We start from the raw sequence: 24,395 nt of genomic DNA on the forward strand, positions 1-24,395 counted from the left end.
TTTATATAATGACACGTAGACTTCACTTTGCTGAATCTTTTCCATAGTTCCCCCTATTAGCCTTCCACCTTAAAATCAAGGATTCACAGACATCTCTAGAAAATAGGCGACTACGACTTCACGAAATTCCTGTGCAGCCCGGGAAATGTATCTACTTTTGTGCCATAATAAAGCAATTTCCCGCACCAATTCATGATCTTCAATGTGTAGATAGGCGATCTGTTCCCGTGAGTTTCTTGCAGAACTTGGTAAGAAGGCAATGCCGATCTCAGCTTCCACAAGCGCGCTTAATCTGGCAGGTTCATTCCCCTCATACACATACTTGGGTTCAAATCCAACCGAATTACATATAGAGTCAACTAAATCGCGGGTACCATAGCCTTTCTTTACACCGACAAATGATTCATTTCTAAGCTCGCTTAAGGACACGCTGGTTCTGCCTGCCAATCGGTGCCCCAAAGGAACAGCTAATAGGATTGGGTCCTTGCACACGATTTGACATTCGATGTCATCCCCTTGAACCGGCGGTGAGGACAAGCAAAAATCGACCTCCCCACGATGAAGCAGCGTCACCATTTCCTGCGTGGACAGCATTTGTACATGAAATTGGAGATGGGGCCGCTTTTTCCTGAACGCTCGCAGGATATTGGGCAAGGTACTTGCGGCAGTAACTGCCAATTCGAGGGCGCCATGTTCCGGACTGGATAAATCGCTTAACTCCTGCTTCCCCTGTTCCAATTCAAATAAAGCTCTTTCAGCACGCTGTAGGAATCTGCTTCCGAACTCATTCAATCGCAGATTCCTTCCGATTCGGTCGAAGAGCGGAACACCTAAATCCTCTTCCAAGCGTTGAATCGTTTTACTCAGAGACGATTGCGTAACATGTAAACTCTGCGCGGCCTCCGTCATATGTTCCAATCGAGCCACCGTGATGAAATATTGCAATTGAAGTAGTTCCATTTTGCAACGCCGCCTCCGACTCATTCCTTCTAATCAATGAAATCATAACATAAAAGTCATTGGAATAAATAATGAAATTCAAGTACGATGACATCAGTAAACAGGGGGTGTCAGACATGAATAGTCGCAGCAAATGGTTGTTGATTTCAGTTGGATTGGGGGTGCTGCTGAACCCGTTAAATTCTTCGATGATTGCTGTTGCAATAGCAAGGCTGCAAAATGTGTACCAACTTGCATTCACAGAGGTGTCCTGGATCATATTTGTATTCTACTTAGCGAGTGCTGTCGCGCAGCCTGTGATGGGAAAGGCAAGTGATTTATTCGGTCGCAAGAAAATATTTCTTGCTGGGCTGATGATCGCCTTCATTGCTTCCTTATTAGCTCCGCTATCGCCCTACTTCGGATTGCTCCTCGTGTTACGCATCATACAAGCGATAGGAACAAGCATGATGGTTGCGGTTGGCATGGCCATTGTGCGGATTCATATAACGGAGAAACAAGCGGTTGCTCTATCCGTCATGTCCATTTTCCTATCCGGAGCTGCAGCACTTGGCCCTTTCATAGGAGGGATCCTGATTCACTGGTGGGACTGGCAGGCAATCTTCCTCATCAATATTCCGTTCGTGGTGGCGAGCTTTCTACTCGCGTGGAGGTTCATCCCCAATGACCAACAGGCAACATCTCTTACACACGAACTATCTTTTCGAAAATGGATAGCATTGATCGATGCGTCTGGGATTCTGCTGTTCACAGTTGGGCTAGTTGGGCTGCTCGTTGGCGTACTGTCAGCCAAATCAGTCGGACACATCTCCATGATGCATGTCATCGTCGGGCTGATTGGCCTCGTTTCACTGGGGGCTTTCGTACGCCATGAGTTAAGAACGACAACTCCCTTTATACCTCTGCGCACATTCGCCAAATATCCGGCAATGACAAGGGTCAATATCGAATTCATGCTCGTTAACGTACTATTTTACTCCCTCTTTTTCGGGCTTCCGTCCTATTTGCAGATGGTACGCCATGTCAGTGAATTCCACACTGGGCTTCTCATGTTAAGCCTAGGCTTATGTTCACTCATCGTATCTCCCTTAGCAGGCCGATGGATTGATAAATCAGGACCACGGCCAGCCTTGCTGCTATCCGCGATCCTGATGGCACTTGGGTCCATATGGATCGTGACATGGCAACCAACTTCTCCGATGGTCAGTGTATGTCTAGCTTTAGCCGCGTTCGGAGTTAGCAATGGCTTGAACAATGTCGGAATGCAAGCCGCTTTGTTCCAAAGCTCACCGAAAGAAATGATCGGGGTAGCCTCCGGATTGTTTAATACATCCCGATATTTGGGCACCATTCTCTCTTCTTTATTGATCAGCATCGTAATGGGAGATACGTTCAGCGCGGGTGGTTTGCGAATACTCGGGATTATTCTCACAGTGATTGCCATGTGTCTACTATTAATGAATCGGAGACGCTTGGCCTCCAAACCATTGGAAGCATCTATGAATTCGTAAACGTTGTTTGTGAAGGCTGAAAAGGCTTGCCCGCTATGTCCTAGAACATAACAGGCAAACCTTTTCCCTATTCAAGAAGCTGTAGTTTCAATTCTTTCACATTGCCTGTATAGCCTTCTGGCATCCGAACATGAACAGTCACACTTGCCGGATAACTGACGGTAATTTCCATCGTTTTACTGGCTTCGTTCACCGTCCAGGACACATCGATTCGTCCCCCTGCTGGATGTGGAACGCTCCCTTTCGCCCATGTCAATCCACTCAGTGCTGGCGCAACTTCGATCTCTGACCATCCGGGTGCAAGACTTCTCACACCTAGCACTTCCCTGCCCAAGAAATATGCGGGGGCCGAAGACCAGGCATGACAATGACTACGGGTAAGCATGTTCGGATTCGCACGATTTTCAAGGAAATTCGGATATTGTTCCCAACATGTTGTCGCTCCATTGCGAATCATCATCCCATAGTTATGGCGAATATCCGCTAGCACGAGATCAACTTCTCCCAACTTCGCTAGTGCTTCATAATAGAAGAACGACATAAAGGGACTACCAATTTGTACAAAATGAGACGGCGGAGACACGAGGTAGCTGTCGATCTTCTGCTTTCGGTTACCGAACGCTACGCCAGTTAATGAGGCGACTACCTGTGTCTGCATACTCACAACTTGCGAGCGTCTTCCATCCGCATGTATGCAATCGATATACGCCAATGCATCCTCATTCCACAAATGGTTATTGATGGCTGTTTCCAGTCGCAGTGCCGCATTTTCCAATAAAGCAACTCCCTGCTGATCGCCTGAAATGCGTGCCATTCGTGCGCCAACTCTTAACGTATGGACTAGAAACATATTTTGGTGGGTGACAATGCCGTCATTCGGCTGATCAATCGGTGACCAGTCGAGTAAATTCCAGCCTTTGATCGCAAAAAGTCCTTGATCATTGATGTTCGTCAAATAATGCTCGAGTGTAAATCGGATATGTCCATACATCTCCGAAGCAAATGCTTCATCCGCAGTCTGCTCATAGTATTCTGCACAAGCAATCGCCCAGAAGAACGTCCAATTAGGAATCACACTGCTCCACCCGCTAGGCACTTGGTCCGCGAACAACGGGGTTTGATGCTTAGAACCTGGGACAAGCCTTAAACAGCGTTTGATAATATCTTGTACGCCATATAAATAGTTACTTACCAACGCTTCATTCCGGCTGTCTCCAACCCAGAATACCTGCTCAAAAGCGGGACAATCTACGAAAGTATCCTCCATACACACCTTCGTTGTGTGACGGGATATTTCCCAAATATCATTCAAGAGTTCGTCCGAACACGTGAATTGCCCAACTTCCGCAACGGGATAATTACTCTGAATCATCGTGACGTTGTAGAGTTTGATTGGCTGCTTAGCTCCTCTTACAGTCATAGACACATAACGAAAACCTCTCCGAATCGGTGTTTCATAGCGCTGACGGCCCGCCTTGCACACATAGCGAAGCGTATGGTCAAGTCCAAACATGTCCTGTCTGTACTCACCAGCCATATACTCGAAGCCATACCAATCTAAGATATCACCCTCATTGGCTTCCACCTCGAAGGCCAAATAACCAGAATATTCTTTCCCTAAATCAAACAACACTTCCGTATCGTATCCTTCGAAAACAGGTACGCTAGCTGCTTCCGCGTTTGGAATAATCGCATTTTGCAGCTGGGGAGGAACTGCGTAGCGAATGTTTTCTTTTCTCCATACACTTAATGCAAATACATCTACCTCAGACACGTACTTAGGGTTTAGAGGTTGAATCCAATCCTTGTACACGCTTAAATCTTCCACAGTTCTTACGTTGTCGTGCAGCTCTAGGTAGATCGGATGTTCCGACTCCAATTCACGAACACGTTGATGATCGATTAACTCAACAGCATCGAAAGGTCCGATTCTGAGCCAAGAAGATTCCTGATGTTCTCGGTAGCTTGCTGGCGCCTGGAAGGAGACAACTTGCTCTTCCTCCGCGTATAAGCCAATCTGTAGCTTGCCTGTATGAATATGACTGGACACATCAATGAGGAGCAGATTATCTCCTGCTTGAAGATCAACATCCACATATCGTTCTGGTGCTGAACCATAAATTTGATTACCCTCGATCCACTCTCCGTTTAGCGATAGGGCTTTGAAACATTCTCCGCTTTGAAGAAAACCAATCGTTACCTTGCCAGCCTTACTGGACACAAGGGATGTCGCTGTGTAACCGAGGAAATGAATGCGATTCGCGTGAACCTCGCTTCCGTCAATCCAACCGTTTCGGATATCTAGTGTCGCTGTCACCTGAAACGTCTTGATCTTCGCGAGGGATTCGACTCGAACCGGCGTTATGATTTCTTCCGTCAAAAGAGGAATATCACGCGGCTTTACCACCGTCCACGGTTCCATGCCAACAGGCCCAAGCACGACCGATTGCATCCAGTTTACAGGGTCATATTCCTTTTCCATCCATGATGAATCCCAGAGACTTGCATCTATATATTCGGCAAAAGCATGCTGACAAGATGCTCTCGATGCACGTGGATGATGTCCCACATGCTCAGATGTCTGCCATGTCGCATCTGTCGCTGCGATCACATTCCCCTCGGAATCGTTCAATTCCGCTAGTAAGCCGCCGCGCCCCCTTACGTAGTAGAAGGTTGAAACACCGAAATGCATGACGAGAACAGCTACAGTGTTCATTTCGCCTGGTTTTAATAAATGACCGATTTCATACGTATCGTAGGCTAATTCAAAAGGCCAAGAGCGAACCGGCCCTCTCCCCACCTGGGTGCCATTTACCGTGAGCACATATCTTGAATCCGCAGTAATTCTCAGCGAAGCTGTAGGATTACTTAGCCCCTCGCTGTGCGGAACTTCGAACGATTTGCGAAAACATCTCCATTCATTCCGCGGACTTTCTTCCCCATCTCCCCAAATCCACTGGGCTTGCCAATTCGTCATTGTCATCGCGTTAGCGTCCTCCTTACGTTCCTATCTCTTCTTTAATTATAAAAAAAGGGAGGAGCAATGTTATCGGTTGATTACGACATACACTAGGTATATGATGACATTATCCTAAACGAAGTAAAGGAGTTCCTATGCGCAGACCTGATATGCACGTTGAGAAAGGCGAAGAGTTTTTTGAGAATGGATTTGCTATATTTGTCAATAAAGTTTACGAACATTTCGATCTCCCTGAACATCTGCATGATTTCTATGAAATCAGCTATGTATGGGAAGGGAGCGGCTTTCACTATATAGGAGATCAGACGATCCGCGTCAGCAAAGGCGATTTATTTTTCATTCCAATTGGCATCTCTCATATCTTCCGCCCCTCCTCTCCTCATCCGAATAAGCCGCTGCGAATAGGCAACTGCATCTTCGACGCATCGCTATTTCATTTTCTTACGTCCATTCTGCCAGAGCAGTACCACATGTACAGGTTCAATGATCTGGCCCAGCATGGCGGTCAATGGCTGCAAATGAGAGAACAATCGGGAGAATTCGAACAAGTGATGTCATCTCTATTAAGTGAATTCCAACAGAAGCGGACTGGCTACGAAACCATGATGTGCGGATTACTCCTCCAGCTGCTCATCGTCATGGGACGCACCATAGAACACGAAGAAGCTTCATCCTCTCCCAATCAAGACAGAATGGAAGCTGTCCTGAGGTCGATTCGAAGCCGATTAGCTGACAAGATTACCTTAGCTAGCTTAGCTAAAGAGGTGGGAATTGGTACAAGACAAATACAACGCATTATTACCGAACATACAGGTGCGTCCTTTTCGGAGCTGATCTCTCATGAGCGAATCAACCAAAGCTGCCGTCTATTGGCTGATCCTTCCAATCGCGTCCTATCCATTGCAGATATCGCCGCAGCCGTTGGGATTCAGGATCCAAAGAGGTTCTATCGACTATTTAAAGAGAAAACAGGTGTAACACCGGCTACGTATCGCAGGAGGAATTGAAGGTTATAACCTATATGTTACATCCTCTTATGTCATCCCCTAGTCTGCTTTACTTTCACCCATTGCCCCTTCGCATAACTATCCAATATGGCTTCAGTAATCAACATAGAGCAGTGCCCATCCTCAAAGGTCGCAAAGTTAGCCTGCTCTGTTAACGGGTCTTTCCCTTCCCTAAGGAAAGAATAGAAGTGCAACATCATATGCTTGACCGAGTCTGGCCAGCCTTCGTTATGCCCCCCAGGATGATGGATGGTTGAACGTGCTTCTTGTAAAAAGAGGGCTGGGTCAGCCAATAGCACTTCATTAGCTTGGTCTCGATGGCCGATCCACAACTTTTCGGCTTCTTCTTGGTTCCAAAATGCAGACTTTTTGCTGCCGTTTAGTTCAAAGCTAAGCTTATTCTTCCTTCCCGCACTCACTTGTGAAACGGAAAAGGCGCCTTTGGCCCCATCATCAAAGCGAAGTAGAACAGATGCATAGTCTTCCGTTACAATGGCGGCATCCTCATAGTCAACCGCTGTGCCCCCTTGAGAAGCATATGTCGTTACTTGGTGAATAGGTTTTTTCCTGATCGGAATGACCGTTGCCAAATCGGCAAATACTTCAACCACTTTTTTACCTGTGACATATTGAATGGTATCGCACCAGTGAGAGCCAATATCTGCAACAGCTCTAGATGTACCGCCAATTTCCGGAGCAAGTCGCCAATTATAGTCGGTTTCATAGAGCAACCAGTCCTGCAGATAACTGCCATGAATAAGATGAATAGGCCCCAGATCATCCCGTTGAATCATAGAGGCAAGCTGCCGTAGAATTGGGAATTGTCTATAATTGAAATTGACGCCATGTACAATACCCTTGGATTTCGCTAGAGCCACTAGCTCCGCAGACTCTACACTTGAGATCGCCAGGGGCTTCTCTGACAAAATATGCTTGCCAGCTAAGATAGCCTCCTTATTAATTTGAAAATGAAGATAATTAGGTGTGCAGTTGTGTACAACCTCGATGTCCGGATTCTGTAGCAGTTCTCGATAATCTCCGTAAGCTTTGGGAATGCCTAACTGCTGAGCTTTCTTCTCGGCTGAAGCGAGATTAGATTCCGCGATAGCCACAACTTCGACGAATCCCAGCCTTCTTATCGCTTCGATATGAGCAGGTCCGATAAATCCTGTTCCAATAATGCCTACAGTAATTTTACGCATAAGTTCCTCCTCTCAGCAGTTAACATTTCAATATTTAAACGTTTAGATTTTATTGCGCGAAAGCGCATCCATGATCATTTTGAAAATAACAAGATCTTGCTTATAATCCTCTGGGGTCGTCTTCGGTGTTAAATCCTGCGTAATGATGTCGTACAGGTATTGCAGCTCTAAGGTGTACGAGTCTGTCCAAGTAGGACGAATCACAGATTCAGTATAGGCTTCGCCGACCGTTTCATGCACATGGAGCTTCGTAGGAAGATGGCGAATATAGGGTGTATCGTATTGAACACGGACAGATTTATGCGTCGCATATACTTCCAAATGAGCATCGAAGCGTCCCTGACCGTCTGTGCCCGTTTCGAACGTAACTGCAAACTGATCGTAATCGAAGATCGCCGTCAAAAATAAACTGCCATTGTTCGTTACTTTAGCACCAACGATCCCTTTGGGCATACCAAGCGCTTCGCGCATAGCGGAAAGATCATGGCTAGATAGGCCGCAAAGTAGGCGATATAACTGACCATTTGGCGAATCCGCGTCTACACCCGTGGCGTCCTTCACTAATTTCTCACTTCTATGACGTTTATCCGCCTTTAACGCTTCCGGAATATCATCAAAGGAAACGACATGACTCGTTGGCTTAACGAATAAGCGGTTGGGTCCAATGATATCCCTTACTCTCGCATATTGGATATTCTCAAAGCCACCAATTTGCTTTACCGCTTCCACGAAGGATGCCGCGTATCTGCGCATATAGCCAACCATGATTTTCACCCCATTGCGGTGTTGAGCTTCGATAATGGCGTCAGCTTCGCTCTCCGTCAAACACATCGGCTTCTCGATTAACACATGCTTCTTATGATTAGCTGCTGCAATCGCACATTCTGCATGGTATTCATCACTATTCAACACGAAAACGATATCCAGATCCGGTTGCTTGACTAGCTCCGCAGCGTCTGTGTATAGGTTTTCTACGTTATATCTGTCACCTAAATGAGCTACTAGCTTTGGCGAAATATCGCATAAAGCTGCGATGCGGAACTGTTTAGGAAGCGTTTCTAGTACAGGTAAATGAATCACTTGCGCGACTTCTCCAAGACCGATAATGCCGACGTTTAACGTTTTCGCTGTCATACGTATATCTCTCCTTAGAATAATGGGATTTCCGATGATATAATCTAAACGTTTAGATTTCATGATAAAAGCGATACAGTTAGTTCTTATCCGCCTTTTGGGGAGATGGAGCTTTCGCGAACGACCACTGTCATCGGGAATGTAATTTTTCGTGTGATGGATAGCCCATCGGGTTGTTCAATTTGTTCAATGAGTGCCGCAACCACTGAGCCTGCCATCTCACCAATCGGTTGCTTAACTGTCGTTATGGCTGGACTATAGAGCGCAGCCATAGCAATATCATCAAACCCTGCGACAGCCACGTCATGAGGAACGCGAAGTCCCGATTCCTGCAACGCTTTGATCGCACCTATGGCAATCAGATCATTCGCGCCAAATAATGCCGTGAATTCACACTTGTTCGCGACTAGCTGCTTCATTGTTTGATAGCCGTACTGACTGAAATTGTGTACTTCCTCGGATTTCCCGTTTCTTACAAGCGCTTCATCGACTGGTATTTCTGCGATAGCTAACGCATTCCGATAGCCCAACTCGCGTCCAATACCGGTTGACATCGATCCGATGTAGGCAATTTTCGTGTGACCTTGTTGAATGAGATGTTCCACGACTTCTCTGGAGCTGTTCAAATTATCTCCCCAAACGGAAGTGACATCCTTATGGATCGGTGCAATCGAAACGAGTGGAATCCTACGATCCATAAACATCTGAATGTAGTGGTCATCAGGATCACTCACGATTCGCCCACCTAGAATAACCCCATCCACGTTTCTTTCCAGCAGCGAGTTGATCGTAAGCTCAGCCGACTTCATCCCTGCGGTGCAAATCATCAGCGTATAACCCCGAAGAATAAGTTCTTCTTGAATTTGTTCAGCAAGCTCCGCCCAGTACTCGTTCGTCAGAAGCGGTACGATTAAGCCAACCGTCCTTGTCTTCTTTTTAATCATCGTTCGTGCAGCTTGGTCTGGGACATAATTCAATTTCTGAATCGCTAGCAGAACGCGTTCTTTCGTATTCTTCTTCACCTTATCGATCCCATTGACGACGAAAGAAACCGTGGCAGTAGATACCTTCGCCTCTCTGGCTACATCCTTGATGGTAGCTTTCATTCACTCACACCTCAACAAATTCTAAACGTTTAGATTATGGTCGCACATTCTTCATTTGAAGTCAATGATGAGTTTGAAAGTAAGCGCCAAATATCTCCCAGCTTTTGCACTAGTTACAACTTAAAACAACCCTCAACTTGCAGACAAGGTGGGGCTGTTTGATGCATAAATTTGACTGAGAAGTCGATTTTCGACGGCTCGGAGGGGAATAGATGCAAAGGTGCTACTGAGCCTGCGATTTCGGACGTCTCGCGCGAGCATTTCGTTAATTCAGCTAATTTGTTTGACTGAGAAGTCGATTTTCGACGGCTCGGAGGGGAATAAGTGCGAAGGAGGCTACGGAGCCTGCGATTTCGGACGTCTCGCGCGAGCATTTCGACAATTCAGCTAATTTGTTTGACTGTGAAGTCGATTTTCGACGTCTCGGAGGGGAATTGGTGCAAAGGTGCTACTGAGCCTGCGATTTCGGACGTCTCGCGCGAGCATTTCGTCAATTTAGCTAATTTGTTTGACTGAGAAGTCGATTTTCGACGTCTCGGAGGGGAATAGATGCAAAGGTGCTACTGAGCCTGCGATTTCGGACGTCTCGTGCGAGCATTTCGTCAATTCGTAATCGCCAAACTGCCTTCAACTTGGTAACAAGGTGGGGGCTGTTTGACGCTTAGGGTTGTACTTTTGCACTTTTTCACGCTTCACAGCTGTATGCACGACATCAGCAAGGTGATTTTGAAGTTATAATCCTTCGCCAAATCCATGTCCCGTCTTCGAATAGGCAATCTCTGGTCCCACGTCGAACGTCGAACTAACTTCCATGGAAACGCCGAACGTATCCGCAACAACTCATTTAATGGAAGTTACGATACGTTTTAGATCCCCATACGTCATGCGAACAGGATCTTCAATATAGGGATGCGCGATGCGTGGATCGTTCTGATCCTGCTCGTGGCTGAAGCAATCCTCAGACAATTTCCAACCCTGCATGCCCAAAACATTCTTGAATGAATAGATGAACCCTCCGATGATGTTCTTCCCCTGTTTCATGACCAGAGAAAGGATAATCGTAGATGCGTTTCGGACAAGTCAGGCGATTATATGCCGCATAGACCGTGTCTGGCATGCAGATCATATCCTTCCACCCTACGGACATTAACACGGGAACTTGGATGCGGTGAGCCAGATTTACAATGTCAAAATAGGATAACGTCGCTAACACCCCTTCCAGTTTGTCAGGGTGCCGTTTGACCAAATTAGCGATCTCTGATAAGGAACCCGTCGAGTTCAACACCCCATACTCCAAGTGGCACATATTCGGAATACTGGCGGCCACCGCGGTAACCTTCGAACTTAGCGCACCAGCTAATAAGGCCATCCCGCCTCCTTGACTCGTGCCAACTGCAGCGATCCGACTCGTATCAATTTCAGGTTGAAGATAGGCAACCTCTACCGCTCGTACGACATCCGTTGCTAGCCCCATGTAATAGCTATTTTCTTTATCCAACACGTTTCTTGACACCCATCCATGAGCAGAACCGCATTGATCTTGCATATGATTGCCCGTCTCTCCGGTCTGACCTCTGGCATCAATCGCCAGCACGACGTAACCAAGCAGAAGCCATGTGGCATGCCGCTCTGGCAATCCCTTATCTCCCCCATAGCCGGGAAAAACAATAACACATGGCGGCTTCTCTGAAACTGGAGCACCCTCACGCATACGTTCAGGAACGAGGAACCAGGCATGGATTGGCGTCCCATCATGACCGAGATACGTCAGTTTATCGATCTTCACTGCTGGAAATAACGAGGGGTACTGCTCTCTTCGAATATCGAGCGGGAGCTTTCCAAGCTGTTCCAACTTATTGTCCCAGTAGGCATCGATGGCTACCGAATCCAACGTGATCTCTGCCTGATAGTTGGCTAACTCTTTTTTTCGCTTCGCGATGACCGTCATTTGTCAAATGATCCTCCCTCTATTGCGGCTTATAGGTGATCAGCATTTGATCGACCATCATTTTGAATATCGTCAAATCCTGCTTATAGTCTTCCGGTGTCGTCTTCAGGCTCTTATCCTGCGTGATGGATTCATGAAAAATTTCCATTTCGATGGTGTAAGGATCTTTAAACGTCGGCCGATGGACCCGCTCCTCGTAAGCTTCTCCAACCGTTTCACCTACATGTAAGGTCGTTGGCAAATGCCGGATATAAGGTGTGTTGTACTGTATTTTCAACTGTTTCGTGGATCCGAACACCTCGATATGGGCATCGAAACGTCGGTTCTGATCTAGACCCGTTTCATACGTCGCGTAGAAGCCATCGTATTCGAAAGTAGCTGCCATACACGAACCCCCTTGCCATTGCACAGCGGAAACGACGCGATTCGGGACACCAATAAGCTCGCGCATTGCTGAAATATCATGTGAACCTAAGCCAAGCAGCAACGAATAGGCATTATAGATCTCCTGCGGAACCTCACCAATCGCTTGCTTCATTAATCGTTGAGAGATGGTTTTGCGTTCGATAGCCGCTTCAGACGGAATGTCTGTAAAGCGATGAACAGTGCTTGTTTGATTCGTAAAAAAATGATTCATCCCAATAATGCCACGAATTACCGCATATTGAATGCGCCCCATATCTCTGACATCCTGGGCCGCCTGTGTAAATGCCGGTGCATACCGGCGCATATAGCCAACCATGACCTTCACACCATGTTCATCTCGTGCTTTTATGATGGCGTCTGCCTCTTGTTGGGTCATCGTCATCGGTTTTTCAATAAACACATGTTTCTTCTGGCCGATTGCAGCAATCGCACATGTCGTATGATACTCGTTGCTATTTAAGATAAAAATAGCGTCAAGATCCGACTGCTTAACGAGCTCCAATGCATCTGTGTACTGCTGGTGGACACCATATCGAGAACCTGCCCACTGCACTAAACCGGGAGATATATCACAGATCGCAGCTATTTCATAACATTCGCTTAGTGATTCTAGGATCGGCAAATGAATTATTTGAGCAACCTCACCAAGCCCAATGACCCCAACTTTGAGTTTCTTCATGTCAATAACCTACCTCCGATTAACTTCGTAAATTGAACGCTACTTCCACTACAACTAGTAATCGATTGTGGAAGAGCGGCATCTACCTGAACAGTACGATAGTTGAGCGTCGGTGTATATTTCAATTTGCGTCGATTACTTCGAATCGATGTGCAATCCCCTTACAAGAACACTGCAAAATAAGCCGAAATCTTCAAAATCAGTTTTAATAGCCTTCTATTTCACTATCCTCATCAAACCCTGAGTCAGGACGGACCACCCCGTCTTCGGCGTGGTCCATGCTATCATTTATGCTTTGACACTATCATTTGACACTTACTGTACGCTTCGTACATTCACATCATCTAAATAGAAAGAATCGGTTGCCGCTGGATTATCGGTGTAAACCAATAGGACGACATCGGTCACTGTCCCTGTTTCACTAATGGTGTAATTCCCTTGCACCTGCGTCCAAGCTGAGGTACTCAGGCCAGCACTTGTCAGCATGGTCACTTGCTTCTGTACCCCATTCAACTTATACTGGATGCCCAATCGCAAGAATTCTCCAGCTGTTGACCCCGTGGCCAATTTGGCCCAAGCGGAATAGATATACGCCGCGCCTTTGACCACAGGCAGTGGGAATTGAAGGCTGCCATAGCCATTCGACTTCGTGATTTTGACTGATTGTGCACCGGTATGATGCTCGGCAGTCGAAAGCAACTGGCTAATTTGCCAACCTGTGTAATGGGTCGCTGCGTCTTCGAAACCAGGATCCGTAATGAAATCCGGCCTTACTTCCACATCATCCAGATAAAACGCTTCTGACAAAGCAGGATTATCCGTGTAAATAAGCAACCTCACATCGCTGACTAATCCAGTTTCATTAATCGTATACGTACTGGACGCTTGTGCCCAAGCAGTCGTCGTCAATGCAGCACTAGATGTCAGGATGACCTGTTTCTGCACCCCGTCCAAATTGTATTGAAGTCCCAGCTTTAACACTTGCCCCGCCGTAGATCCCGTTGCCAGTTTACCCCAAGCGGAATAATAAAATGGTTTGCCATTCACCACATCAAGTGGCATGTTTAGACTGCCGTAAGCGTTCGTCTTCGTAAGCTTCAAGGAATGTGTGCCTGTATGCATCTGGGCATTGCTTAACTGCGGCGTGACTTCCCAGCCTGAATAATGCATGTAGGTGTCTTCAAAGCTTGGATCAACAACTTGATTCGCGCCAACCGCAATGCCTGAGCTATCGACAGCTCGAATGCTGTCAATGCTAAATGTTCCCGTGGTGGTCATCAAATCGAAACGAATTTGACGGATCGTCCCTGTCCACGCCGCATTTTCAAACATGGGGATATGATAAAGTGTCTGATTACCGCCATTTGACCCAATGTAGAATTGCACAGATTTCGCTTCATCCCAAGTCGTATCACTATTCGTGATAAAATAAATGACGCCTGACCCTTCCGCGCTGCTAATCATTCGGATATCCAAATAAGATGCATCACTTGCAGCAAGCCCCAGCATATCACCCGAAACGATGCCTGGATCGGTCCCGGTTGACGTTCCACTATACGAGCCGCCAGCAACTGTTAGACCGCTAATCTGCTTCACATCTGTCCAGCCCTCACTGTTTCCTGCTGTGTTAAATTCCCATGACTTCGAATAGGTTCCGGTCAGAGCTGGTTTCTGCCAAACCTCACTGACGACCCGATCCGTTGGATAAAGGACATTGATCCGATTCTTCTGCGTGAGTGTTGGCACCGTGTCGGTATGTGCTCCCCCTGTGGTAAAGGTGCTTCGAATCGTGTCCATATAGTCAAAACCGTGCAATCCCGTTGGCATGAGGAAATGACCTTCACCAAATTCATTCCAATTGTCAAGCATAATCATGCTCTTACCGAGAGAGCCAGCTGGCAAAGATGGAATGAACGTGTTCTTCGCCCAGTTCGCTAACGTGTTAAACTCGGTCACCGACGTCCAATACCCGCTCTTACCGAGCCATGGGAAGTCGTCACGCCCCATGCTGAGTGTCGGAATCACATCGAGAATACCTGTGTTCTTCTGGTCATTCATGACCTTCTCTTGCAGATTAATATGCGAATTCACACCGCCGAAGTTATACGCATAGACAGAATCAAACCCTGCTGTATTCAAATTATTTAACGAGGTAGAATCCGTGGAACTAGTCGGTGTAATCAGAATTAAATCCGTAAACCCAGCAGCTTGCACCGCTGTACGTAAGTAAGTGATCTCATTCGTAGCAGCCGTCAGACTGCCGAAATCGCGAATCAAACCGTCCAGCTTATAGATGGAGAGGACCGGTTTATTGCCAATTTTCAAATACCTAGGATCCTTGAAATAATATTCAATCCAATACGGCACGATATTGTTCTCAAAATCAGCCGCTCCTGACGAGAATGAACTCGTATTCTCCCACATAATCGTAAAATTCATTTGATTGCTGTACTTGGCATTGAAGAATCCGTCGTGAAGTGCACTCCCTAAGTAAGGGTCTTTAATTGGCAAGCCTTCGTTGCCCCGTGGACGGAACCAGCAATAATTCTCAAAATTGACGCCATGCTCCACCTTCCACTTGATCTCCCAATCGGCAGTCTCAGGACTTCCTTCGTCATAGAAACCGAGCAGCGGCGTGCGCTCCGGATAAGGGTTTATCGCGTCCCAACCTAGATGCGTGCCTTCTCGCCACATGGAGCAAGATTGCACCCCAATTTGATACGTAGGGGATGAAACTTTCACTGGAGTAGGCACATAGTCTCCTGGGAGTGGATAGTCCTTGTATAGCCCAATATCGTCCACCCACATCAATTTGTTCGTACCATTAGGCGCAAAGAAACGAATCGTATCGATGCTCGTAATGGCTGTCGTGAATGCGGCATTCGTAACTAGCAGCTTTCCATTAAGATAGATGTCGGCTTTATCCGTTGACGGATGCACCTTGACCATGAAGGCATACCAGACATTGGCTTTGTAATTGTAAAAGGGGACTGAAGTGCCTGAGCCGTTGACATAATTGAACTGTCCACTGGCGGTTGTCAACTTGACAGCGCTTGAACTGCCGCTTTTTAATTCGAAGACCATGCCGTCCGCTTTCGTTGGAATCAAGACTTTGAATTGGAAAATCTCATCATCACTAAGCGCGGAGACGGTTTTGGATAAGGCCACACCACTTGTGGATGCAGATCCATCCAATTTCAGACTGTATACGTCTGGGCTCGTGGCACTCTTGTTCTGCTCGACAGCGATAACACCACCCGAATTAGTCGCCGTCCAATCCGCAGGCACATTCGTCATCGTGGAAATGAATTTCTCATTCACTGAATAGCCTTTGTAAATCTGAATTGGCGTGATGTAGACGTCACCCGTAGATGCTCCACCTGTTTGCATATACATGCCGTTCAGTTGACTAACGCTTTGAGTGAAATTCGCAGCGCTGGCCTTTAGTACGCCGTTCACATAGACATCCGTCTTGTCGGTATCGATGTTCGCGACAACCTTAAAGCCATATTCCGTATTAGCGGTGTAGGTCAGTAAGTTTTGCGCGCCTGAGGACGTATTCAGTACGAACTGATTAGAGCTCGTGGAGATACTTACGGCTGCAGTTGTATCGCTGCGCAACTGCCACCCAAGCCCATCAATGATCGCGCCAGGCTTGAAACGAAATTCCCAGACGACAATGCCGGATGTTTGCGTAACGAATGTATGATACATCGTCACCGGAAGCGTGGAGCTGGTATCGCTGAGCTTCATGTAGTTGTTGTAGGAGTACGTCATACTGCCGCCGCTTTGGTTCACATCCCAACCGGTCGCCGTGTATGTCGCATCTGGCTTGGCTTGTAGGAAGGAGAAGTTCTCATCCAACAAGTAACCGACCTGAACTGGCCCCCCTTCTGCTTTCACCGCTGTTGAGAATAAAGAAGAAAGAAGGAATATACTCATGACAACCGCACAGATGAGAACCACTCTTGTCAAGATTGATCTTATCAACATCATAATCTCCTCTCGTAATGAAAATAACTCCTTTGCTTACGTTGTTCCGAGCGAGTCGATGCCATCGTAGGTGAAGGAGTGTTAGGTAGGTTTTATCTCGGCCATCTATGTGTAGATGGGGGTAATGCAGGAAAAGACACATGAGGCTCAAGTTGATACCAATAAGCCACTGATGAAATATCATCTGATCGTTCAAACAGCCCCTTACTATCGTGACCGATCACTTGGATCGTGACCTTGAGATCACTTTGGAAACGAATGGGATCAGGCAAATGCCAACGATACAACCCATGCATGGGAACTTTACTCCCATATTCACGATCTATTTTGGCGGAATCCTTGTAGTATTTGTACCCGAGAAAAGGCGTTGAATACGACTCAGGTTCTGTCTCGCCCGCAAAACACCAGGCACCTCCAACGTAATCCTCGGTTCCCGTTCCACAAATGGTTGGCCAATCCGTGTCTCCATCTAGGAAGAACTTGATCTCGCCTTCCCCCCACCAATTCCGCTCCAACGTAGCCCAAGCCAGATAGGTGCCAATATAATGCCCGGCGCCTTCCACACCATCCAGAATCGTAAAGTCCTGCCCCAGTTCCGTCTGGCGCATCCTTCGCCATTGTGCATGAAAATACGCTGCATTCGCAGGCAATTCATCGACCAATGTGTAATTGAATGTATAGAAAAAACCATGAATATCTTCCGTATGTTGGTTCTCGATGGTGATTCTCGCGGATTTGTGGAACGGCATCGAGAAATAACTATTCATGCCGCCAGTTGGATTCACGGAGATTGGCATTGAATTGACATTCGTCCTAATCCCAAAGCCATTACAGAAGAAATCTCCTAAAGGTACTTCCACAGATGGCGCGTCTTCATCATCCCAATACATGCGAATCACTAGGTCACGCAGGATATAGCTGCCTTCCTGAGCACGATGGTGAAGTTTATCTGTGACCGTTACCCAGAAATGCTGTAGAACACCAGGCCCTTGTATGTTGGCTATTGTGACCGTTTCACCTGCCTGAATAGCAATACAAGGACGCCCTTTGCGGCCGATGCCAAGATGGTTTGCTGCTTGCCCTCCTTGCCCTTTATCACCGTTCGGATTCTCAGGCGAGATGGAACGACTTCGGGCATTCGTTACAAGTGAAGCGGCGGCTAACTCACTTCCATTGCCTGATTGTAGGTTCATAGGTAACACCTCTTTACATGGAGTGACTTCACGCGAAATCTGTGCCTTTCTTCACTTCGTCGATGATACGAACAACTTCAAGCGCTTCTTCCATCCGAATTGGAAAAGGCTGATCAAGCCGATAAGCGGCATACAACTCATCCCAAATATTGAAGGTTTGAGATGGTTTCACTGGTATACGCTTTTCGATCCATACCAACTGTTCGCTGGATTCATAAGTGCCCGTCTTGCCGAACGCTTCTCCAGGTGTTCCCGGATTAGCTACCAATTTAGCAAGCGGCACATCAGGATCCAAGTAGCGAAGATGAATGTCGTTATCAGTTAGCGAAAGGGCTCCTTTCGTTCCATACACCATATAAGTAGGTGAGTTGATTGCGATTCCGCCGCTTATCTCCAAATCAACAATACGCCCGTTTTCTCCAGCCATAATAATTTTCAAATGATCTTCTGCATTTCCCGCAGCTACGACATGCTTCAGATCGCTCCACACCTGCTTCACAGGACTTTTCAGTAGCTGTAGCCCATGATCAATAATGTGCGGCCCCCAATTTAACAGCTGCCCGCCGCCATAAGCTTTAATCGTCTGCCAGTCCGCACGGCGCTGATAATTATGCCGCGTGAGACGAATCTGATAGACATCGCCTAGAATACCGCTAGCGATAATTTCACTCACGTGCAGGAAATCAGGATCAAATCGCCGGTTATGACGGATGAAGATACGTCTGCCGCCTGCTTCCGCTGCCTTGCAAAGCTCGAGCGCTTCTTCATAGGTTTGTGCAAACGGTTTTTCGATCTGAATATCCTTGCCTGCGGCTAACGCGAGCATTCCGTGGGCGTAGTGGTCACTGGAGCGAGTCGCGATATCCACTAACTCGATCTCCGGATCTTGCACCATCTCTTCAATCGTCTCATACGCGCGGATCCCGTTTTCTTCCGCAGTTTGGCGCCGTAAGGCAATCGGATCTGTCACTGCCGTCACGATAAACTGCTCGGGCTTATGTTTCAATTCCCCATAATGGGCATTCCATCCAGCCCGCCCCAGCCCTGCTATACCAACACGAATTGGCTTGATACTTTTTTCTACAGTTGGTTTCTCAACTTGTTTCATCTCTTTTCCCTCCCGAGTGTTGACTTAATTCATACGTCTGGTTTGGTTGCGCTATCATTTTCGGCGACAGAGATGACACCTCCGTTGCTTGAAGCCACCGATGCGATTTCGATGAAAGATTGAAACAGCATCGGTCGCTATGAACGAAGGAACCAAACTAGGAAACCTTTCTTACTTCAACATCATCCAGATAGTACGTATCCATTTGTGCAGGTGCGTCAGTGTAAATAAACATAGCCACATCGGTTACCGTACCGACTTCATTAATCGTATAATTCCCTGTAACTTGCTTCCAACTGGTTGTATCCAGGCCAGGGCTTGACAACATAATAAGCTGCTTCAGTACGCCATTCAGCTTATATTGTATGCCTAATCGCAATACCTTTCCGGATGTTGAATCCGGATTCAATTTGGCCCAAGCTGAATAATGATAAGCTTCACCTTTGGCAATATTGAGCGGAATCTGGAAGCTGCCATAATTATTCGTTTTCGTAATTTGTAAGGCTTGTGCCCCACTATGATGTTCTGTCGTCTTCAATTGTTGCTGAATGCTGTACCCGGAATAATGCGTGATACTGTCTTCAAAACCAGGATCGACGACTAAATTCGGACCTAGCGTTGGCTCAGGATCTGGATTTGGCGGGGGCGTGATTCCCTCAACCGGGTCAACGGTTCGAATATAATCGATGCTAAATGAACCGGGATCATTCAGCATATCTACCCGAATTTGTCGTATCGTTCCTTGCCATCCCGTCTGCTGATACATCGGTATGTTGTACACAAACTGATTCTCGCCATCATGCTCCACATAGAATCTGATCACTTTATTTTCACTCCAAACACCATCTGCTTCAGTAATAAAATAAATCTGTCCACTAGCTCCTAAGCTTGTGGTCATCCCAATTTGGAGATAAGCGGCATCCGCTGCAGCTATTCCCAAATGATCCGCTGAAACAATGCCTGGATCGATGCCTGTTGTCGTACCGGAATAATTCCCTCCCGATACTGTCAAATTGCTAACTTGTTTCGTGGCGCTCCACCCCTCACTATCTCCGTCCACATTAAACTCCCACTGGTCAGAATAATAGGTTGTGATCGGTGGTGCTGGAGGTAGTGGCGGCCACACCACTGGTACGTGTCGATCTGTTGGGTACAGCACGTTAATTCTGTTCGTTTGCGCAAGTGTAGGCTGACTATCGGCGTGATTGCCTCCCATGGTAAAGGTGCTTCGAAGCGCATCCAAATAGTCAAAACCATGCAGACCAGAAGGCATCAGATAATGTCCTTCACCAAACTCATTCCAATTGTCCAGCATAATGACCTTCTTACCTAAACTGGAAGCAGACAAAGAAGGAATAAACGTGTTCTTCGCCCATGTGGCAAGCGATAGAAATTCGCTAGGTGTCGTCCAATAGCCCGGCTTATTGGTCCACGCTGTGTCATCTCGGCCCATGCTGAGCGTAGGTATAATATCAATAATGCCTAAATCCTTCTGCTTAACCATGTTTTGTTCTTGAAGAGCAGCATGCGACTCGAGTGCGCCAAATGAATACGTATAAGCCGCATCAAATCCAGTTGTTTGCAATTCGGTTAATTTCTGAACGTCCGTGCTGTTGCTAACTGTAATAACAATGACATCATCGAATCCGGCCGCTTGCACAGCTAATCGTAAATAATTGATTTCGGCTTGGGCGTTTGCCACGTTACCGAAATCCCGCACCATGCCACTCAACTGATAAATGGAGATGACAGGTTTATTGTCAATTTTTAGATACCGAGGATCTTTGAAATAGTACTCAATCCAATAAGGTACGATATTCGTCCGGAAGTCTTCACTGTTCTTCGAATAGGAGCTGGAGTTCTCCCATGTAATGATAAATTTCATTTTATCGCTGTACTTCGCATTCAAATATCCGTCATGCAGTGCATAACCTAGATACGGATCTTTGATCGGCAAGCCTTCGTTGCCTCGTGGTCGGAACCAGCAGTAGTTCTCGAAAGTGATGCCATGTTCCACCATCCACTTAATTTCCCAATCGGCCGCTTCCGGATTTCCTTCATCATAATAGCCAAGGTAAGGTTTGCGATCTGGGTACGGATTAACGGTATCCCAACCAAGATGGCTTCCTTCTCTCCACATCGAGCAAGATTGAGCCCCGACTTCATAGCCTTCTGATTGTGGCACTACGGGAGCAGGTACATAATCGCTCGGAAGCGGTTTGTCTTCATATAGTTTAATATCATCCAGCCACATTAGCTTGCCGGTACCTGGTGGTGAGTAGAATCGCAATTGCCCGATGCCATTAACCTTGGAGGTACTCGGGATTTTATCCACAAGCAGTTTCCCATTCAAATAGATGTACGATTTATCCTTGTCCGTAATCTTAACCTTGATGGCGTACCAGATATTCGCTTGGTAATCATAGAAGGGAACTTGCTTTCCTCCACGGTTGATATAGTTTAACTTTCCATTCGCCGTAACAAGCTTTAACGCGCTTTTGCCATCACCTTGCAATTCGAAGGTTAAACCATCTGCTTTGGAAGGAATGAGCATCTTGAATTCAAATACCTGATCCTCTGTTTGTATGGGAATCGTTTTAGAGATGCTAACGCCGTTAGCAGAACCTGAACCGTCTAGTTTCAAGCTGTAAATATCGGGGCGTGTCGCGCTTTTGTTTTCTGCGACTTCAATTAAGCCGCCTGTATTCACAATCTGCCAATCCGTTGGCACGTTCGTCATCGTAGAAATGAACGTTTCATTAACGTTGTATCCTTTATATATTTTCACTGGCGTTACAATGACTTCTCCAGTAGAAACCGCACCCGTTTGCATCCAGAATCCGTTGATCTGGTTGGTCGCTTGGGTAAAATCGGCTTGACTGACCTTCAACGCGCCATTGACGTAAATATCTGCTTTATCCGTAGAGATATTGGCTATCACTTTCACACCATATTCCGTATTAGGTGCATAGGTCTGTAAAACTTGTATGCCTGAAGGCGTTTCCAACACAAGATTATTATTGTAAGTCGCTATACTCACGGATGGCGTGTTGTCATTTCGCAGCTGCCATTTCATTCCATCCATGATGGTTGTTGGTTTGAACCGATATTCTAGCGTAACCGTTCCTGCCGTTTGTGTGAGTATCTTATGGAAAAATGTTACGGGAAGCGAAGCACTAGTATCACTAATTTTCATATAGTTGTTGTAGCTGTAAGTCACATTACCTCCATTGCGCTGAATATCCCACCCAGAAGGTTGATAGACGTTGTTTGGAGCCGTAAAGAGGAAAGAGAAATTCTCATCCAGCAAATAGCCAATGTCGACTGGTCCGCCTTCTGCCTCTGCTTTATTGAGGGCAATTGTCATACCGAATAAACAAACTAACAACGGAAGAATGAGTTGAACAACCCATTTCATAGGCATTCTCACAATTTTTACCTCCTTAGTATGTGTTCATAGATACGGCCGATGTGAGCTTCATATTGAAACCCAGACCGGCCGTTGTCCTTGTCTTCCTCACCTACTTTTTGTTGATGGTTTTCCATTCATCCAACTGTTTCTGCATTTCCACCATCACTTTGTCATAACCGGCATCGACATACTTTTTCTTTGCTTGCGCAAGGAAAGCATCGAAATCATTCATTGAACCTGTGATGAGTACAGGATTTACCTCTTTGGCAATTGCGCTTATTTGCGCAATTTCTGCTTTAACCGGATCTGGATTAAACGTGAAGCCAACAATTTTGGAAGCAGTTGCGTTCTTGTTGTTATCTTGCATAACCTTCAGAGCAGCAGTAGAGTTCCAGTTGGAATCCCATTGATCCCAAAGTGGTCCAAGCCAGTTATGCCAGATCGCCCAAGTTTGCTCCGCGCCGGATTTAGCCGTAATGGAAACTTGAGGTGTTCCTGCACCAGACTTAACGGTATAGTTTTTACCCTCGACCCCATAAGCCAATGTATTGGACAAGGTCGGATTCTTCCAAATTTCATTGAGAAGCATAATGGCACGATCTGGATGTTCGGACGTTTTACTAATTACAGCCATCGCACTGGTTATAGCACCTGTTGTAATCAAGGTTTGACCGTACTTCGTTTCAAGTGTCGGGTAACCGAAAAGCGCTGTCGATTTGGAGCCATCTGCGGTATAACCGCCCGAATCCTCCAGAACCGCATATTTTCCTGATTTGGCTTCCGCTATGAAATCAGTTTTGATTGCAGCATCTTTCGCTACATAGCCTTTCTTATAGAAATCGTTCATCGTTCGATAAACGTCTACGTTGTCTTCCGCTTCTAGCGGATTAACCAGTTTACCTGATCTCTCGTCATAAAACACGTTATTTCCTAGATTGTTATAGTGATACAAACTCGTTCCGATCGCCGCCACTTTTCCTGTGACCAACAATGGTGTCATGCTCGGCTCATTCTTTTTAATAATCTCTAAGTATGGCTCAATACTTTTCAACGTTGTAACTTTAGTCGTGTCAAATTTATATTTCTCTGCAATATCCTTCTTAAATACCCAACTATGAGCATCCGAATACGGCGTTTGGCCTGGGATGGCATAAATTTTCCCATCAAACGTTACGGCTTCCCAAGCACGTGGATCGACCTTTTTCTTGATATCAGGACCATATTTATCCAAAAGATCATTTAATGGCAGGATAGAACCCATTTTCACATTGTTCATAAATTTATTCGATCCAGACGTTGAGAAAGCGATATCATATTTCGTGCCCGTTGAGTTCATTAAGCTCATTTTCTGTTCCCAGCTCGCATTGTCAATAAAATTAAAGTGCAAGCTGGCGTTAATGCTTTCTTTCAACATCTTATTTGCAACTGCTTCGACAGCCTCTTGATCTGTTTCGCTGTTAATCGGACTCTGCATATACCAATTCAGATTTACAAATTCCTTGGCAGGTTCCGCTGCTTTTGGTGTTGCTTGAGCGGATGTTGCAGGCGCCGTTGTACTGTTAGGACTAGGAGTGGAAGTGGAGCTGCTGCAAGCGCTTAACACTACAGGTATCGTCAAAACAAGGGGTAAGGTAGTTCCTAACACTTTGAATTTTCTGGTTTTTAGCTGACTCATTTTTAAGTCCCTCCCGTATCATCTTCCATTTACTCTTATCATGCTATATAAAACAGTTACT

General features: G+C 46.3%; 15 protein-coding genes. 2 read left to right on the forward strand and 13 right to left on the reverse strand.

The genetic code is table 11. The features are described 5' to 3' along the window. Nucleotides 1–75: 75 nt before the first annotated feature. A complete protein-coding gene (locus tag L6I86_RS00795; RefSeq protein ID WP_236284015.1) occupies nt 76–960 on the reverse strand; it encodes a LysR family transcriptional regulator in 885 nt (294 codons plus the stop codon). A gap of 116 nt (nt 961–1,076) precedes the next feature. On the opposite strand from L6I86_RS00795, the gene L6I86_RS00800 reads away from it, so the two are divergent. Next, nucleotides 1,077–2,471, forward strand: a complete 1,395-nt coding sequence (locus tag L6I86_RS00800; protein WP_236284016.1) for an MFS transporter — start codon at nt 1,077–1,079, stop codon at nt 2,469–2,471. A 67-nt stretch (nt 2,472–2,538) separates the two neighbouring features. On the opposite strand, the gene L6I86_RS00805 is transcribed toward L6I86_RS00800, so the two are convergent. Next, on the reverse strand, nt 2,539–5,454 hold the full coding sequence (locus L6I86_RS00805) for a family 78 glycoside hydrolase catalytic domain (protein WP_236284017.1): 2,916 nt from the start codon (nt 5,452–5,454) through the stop codon (nt 2,539–2,541). A gap of 131 nt (nt 5,455–5,585) precedes the next feature. Between L6I86_RS00805 and L6I86_RS00810 the strand changes: the two genes are divergently transcribed. Continuing rightward, nucleotides 5,586–6,458, forward strand: coding sequence for an AraC family transcriptional regulator (locus L6I86_RS00810; RefSeq protein ID WP_236284018.1), 873 nt, complete (start codon nt 5,586–5,588; stop codon nt 6,456–6,458). A gap of 32 nt (nt 6,459–6,490) precedes the next feature. Here L6I86_RS00810 and L6I86_RS00815 read toward each other — a convergent pair whose 3' ends face one another. From L6I86_RS00815 to L6I86_RS00865, 11 genes are all read right to left on the reverse strand, one after another. After that, a complete protein-coding gene (locus L6I86_RS00815) occupies nt 6,491–7,660 on the reverse strand; it encodes a Gfo/Idh/MocA family protein (protein ID WP_236284019.1) in 1,170 nt (389 codons plus the stop codon). Nucleotides 7,661–7,702: 42 nt separating this feature from the next. Then, entirely contained in the window at nt 7,703–8,794 is a 1,092-nt protein-coding gene (locus L6I86_RS00820; protein ID WP_236284020.1) for a Gfo/Idh/MocA family protein, read from the reverse strand. A gap of 86 nt (nt 8,795–8,880) precedes the next feature. Then, complete coding sequence (locus L6I86_RS00825; RefSeq protein ID WP_236284021.1) at nt 8,881–9,900, reverse strand: LacI family DNA-binding transcriptional regulator; 1,020 nt, start codon at nt 9,898–9,900, stop codon at nt 8,881–8,883. An 840-nt stretch (nt 9,901–10,740) separates the two neighbouring features. Beyond that, the gene (locus L6I86_RS00830; RefSeq protein ID WP_236284022.1) at nt 10,741–10,881 is read right to left on the reverse strand and encodes a hypothetical protein; all 141 of its coding nucleotides are present in this window, start codon (nt 10,879–10,881) and stop codon (nt 10,741–10,743) included. Then, entirely contained in the window at nt 10,859–11,848 is a 990-nt protein-coding gene (locus tag L6I86_RS00835) for an acetylxylan esterase (protein ID WP_236284023.1), read from the reverse strand. The genes L6I86_RS00830 and L6I86_RS00835 overlap by 23 nt, the downstream gene beginning before the upstream one ends. Before the next feature lie 19 nt (nt 11,849–11,867). After that, entirely contained in the window at nt 11,868–12,953 is a 1,086-nt protein-coding gene (locus tag L6I86_RS00840; RefSeq protein WP_236284024.1) for a Gfo/Idh/MocA family protein, read from the reverse strand. A 315-nt stretch (nt 12,954–13,268) separates the two neighbouring features. Next, entirely contained in the window at nt 13,269–16,919 is a 3,651-nt protein-coding gene (locus tag L6I86_RS00845) for a carbohydrate binding domain-containing protein (protein WP_236284354.1), read from the reverse strand. 119 nt (nt 16,920–17,038) lie between these two features. Then, the gene (locus L6I86_RS00850; protein WP_236284025.1) at nt 17,039–18,139 is read right to left on the reverse strand and encodes a glycoside hydrolase family 172 protein; all 1,101 of its coding nucleotides are present in this window, start codon (nt 18,137–18,139) and stop codon (nt 17,039–17,041) included. 28 nt (nt 18,140–18,167) lie between these two features. After that, nucleotides 18,168–19,247 (reverse strand): Gfo/Idh/MocA family protein, encoded by a 1,080-nt coding sequence (locus L6I86_RS00855; RefSeq protein WP_236284026.1) that lies wholly within the window; start codon nt 19,245–19,247, stop codon nt 18,168–18,170. A 157-nt stretch (nt 19,248–19,404) separates the two neighbouring features. Then, on the reverse strand, nt 19,405–22,671 hold the full coding sequence (locus L6I86_RS00860; protein WP_236284355.1) for a glycoside hydrolase family 99-like domain-containing protein: 3,267 nt from the start codon (nt 22,669–22,671) through the stop codon (nt 19,405–19,407). Between the two features lie 97 nt (nt 22,672–22,768). Beyond that, nucleotides 22,769–24,334, reverse strand: a complete 1,566-nt coding sequence (locus L6I86_RS00865; RefSeq protein WP_236284027.1) for a DUF3502 domain-containing protein — start codon at nt 24,332–24,334, stop codon at nt 22,769–22,771. Nucleotides 24,335–24,395 lie beyond the last annotated feature (61 nt).

It is taken from the genome of Paenibacillus allorhizoplanae (assembly GCF_927798215.1).
GTDB lineage: Bacteria > Bacillota > Bacilli > Paenibacillales > NBRC-103111 > Paenibacillus_E > Paenibacillus_E allorhizoplanae.

Coding starts and splice junctions, on each gene's coding strand:
- L6I86_RS00795 (WP_236284015.1), bottom strand. CDS start 960: ATGGAACTACTTCAATTGCAATATTTCATCACGGTGGCTCGATTGGAA.
- L6I86_RS00800 (WP_236284016.1), top strand. CDS start 1,077: ATGAATAGTCGCAGCAAATGGTTGTTGATTTCAGTTGGATTGGGGGTG.
- L6I86_RS00805 (WP_236284017.1), bottom strand. CDS start 5,454: ATGACAATGACGAATTGGCAAGCCCAGTGGATTTGGGGAGATGGGGAA.
- L6I86_RS00810 (WP_236284018.1), top strand. CDS start 5,586: ATGCGCAGACCTGATATGCACGTTGAGAAAGGCGAAGAGTTTTTTGAG.
- L6I86_RS00815 (WP_236284019.1), bottom strand. CDS start 7,660: ATGCGTAAAATTACTGTAGGCATTATTGGAACAGGATTTATCGGACCT.
- L6I86_RS00820 (WP_236284020.1), bottom strand. CDS start 8,794: ATGACAGCGAAAACGTTAAACGTCGGCATTATCGGTCTTGGAGAAGTC.
- L6I86_RS00825 (WP_236284021.1), bottom strand. CDS start 9,900: ATGAAAGCTACCATCAAGGATGTAGCCAGAGAGGCGAAGGTATCTACT.
- L6I86_RS00830 (WP_236284022.1), bottom strand. CDS start 10,881: ATGCAGGGTTGGAAATTGTCTGAGGATTGCTTCAGCCACGAGCAGGAT.
- L6I86_RS00835 (WP_236284023.1), bottom strand. CDS start 11,848: ATGACGGTCATCGCGAAGCGAAAAAAAGAGTTAGCCAACTATCAGGCA.
- L6I86_RS00840 (WP_236284024.1), bottom strand. CDS start 12,953: ATGAAGAAACTCAAAGTTGGGGTCATTGGGCTTGGTGAGGTTGCTCAA.
- L6I86_RS00850 (WP_236284025.1), bottom strand. CDS start 18,139: ATGAACCTACAATCAGGCAATGGAAGTGAGTTAGCCGCCGCTTCACTT.
- L6I86_RS00855 (WP_236284026.1), bottom strand. CDS start 19,247: ATGAAACAAGTTGAGAAACCAACTGTAGAAAAAAGTATCAAGCCAATT.
- L6I86_RS00860 (WP_236284355.1), bottom strand. CDS start 22,671: ATGCCTATGAAATGGGTTGTTCAACTCATTCTTCCGTTGTTAGTTTGT.
- L6I86_RS00865 (WP_236284027.1), bottom strand. CDS start 24,334: ATGAGTCAGCTAAAAACCAGAAAATTCAAAGTGTTAGGAACTACCTTA.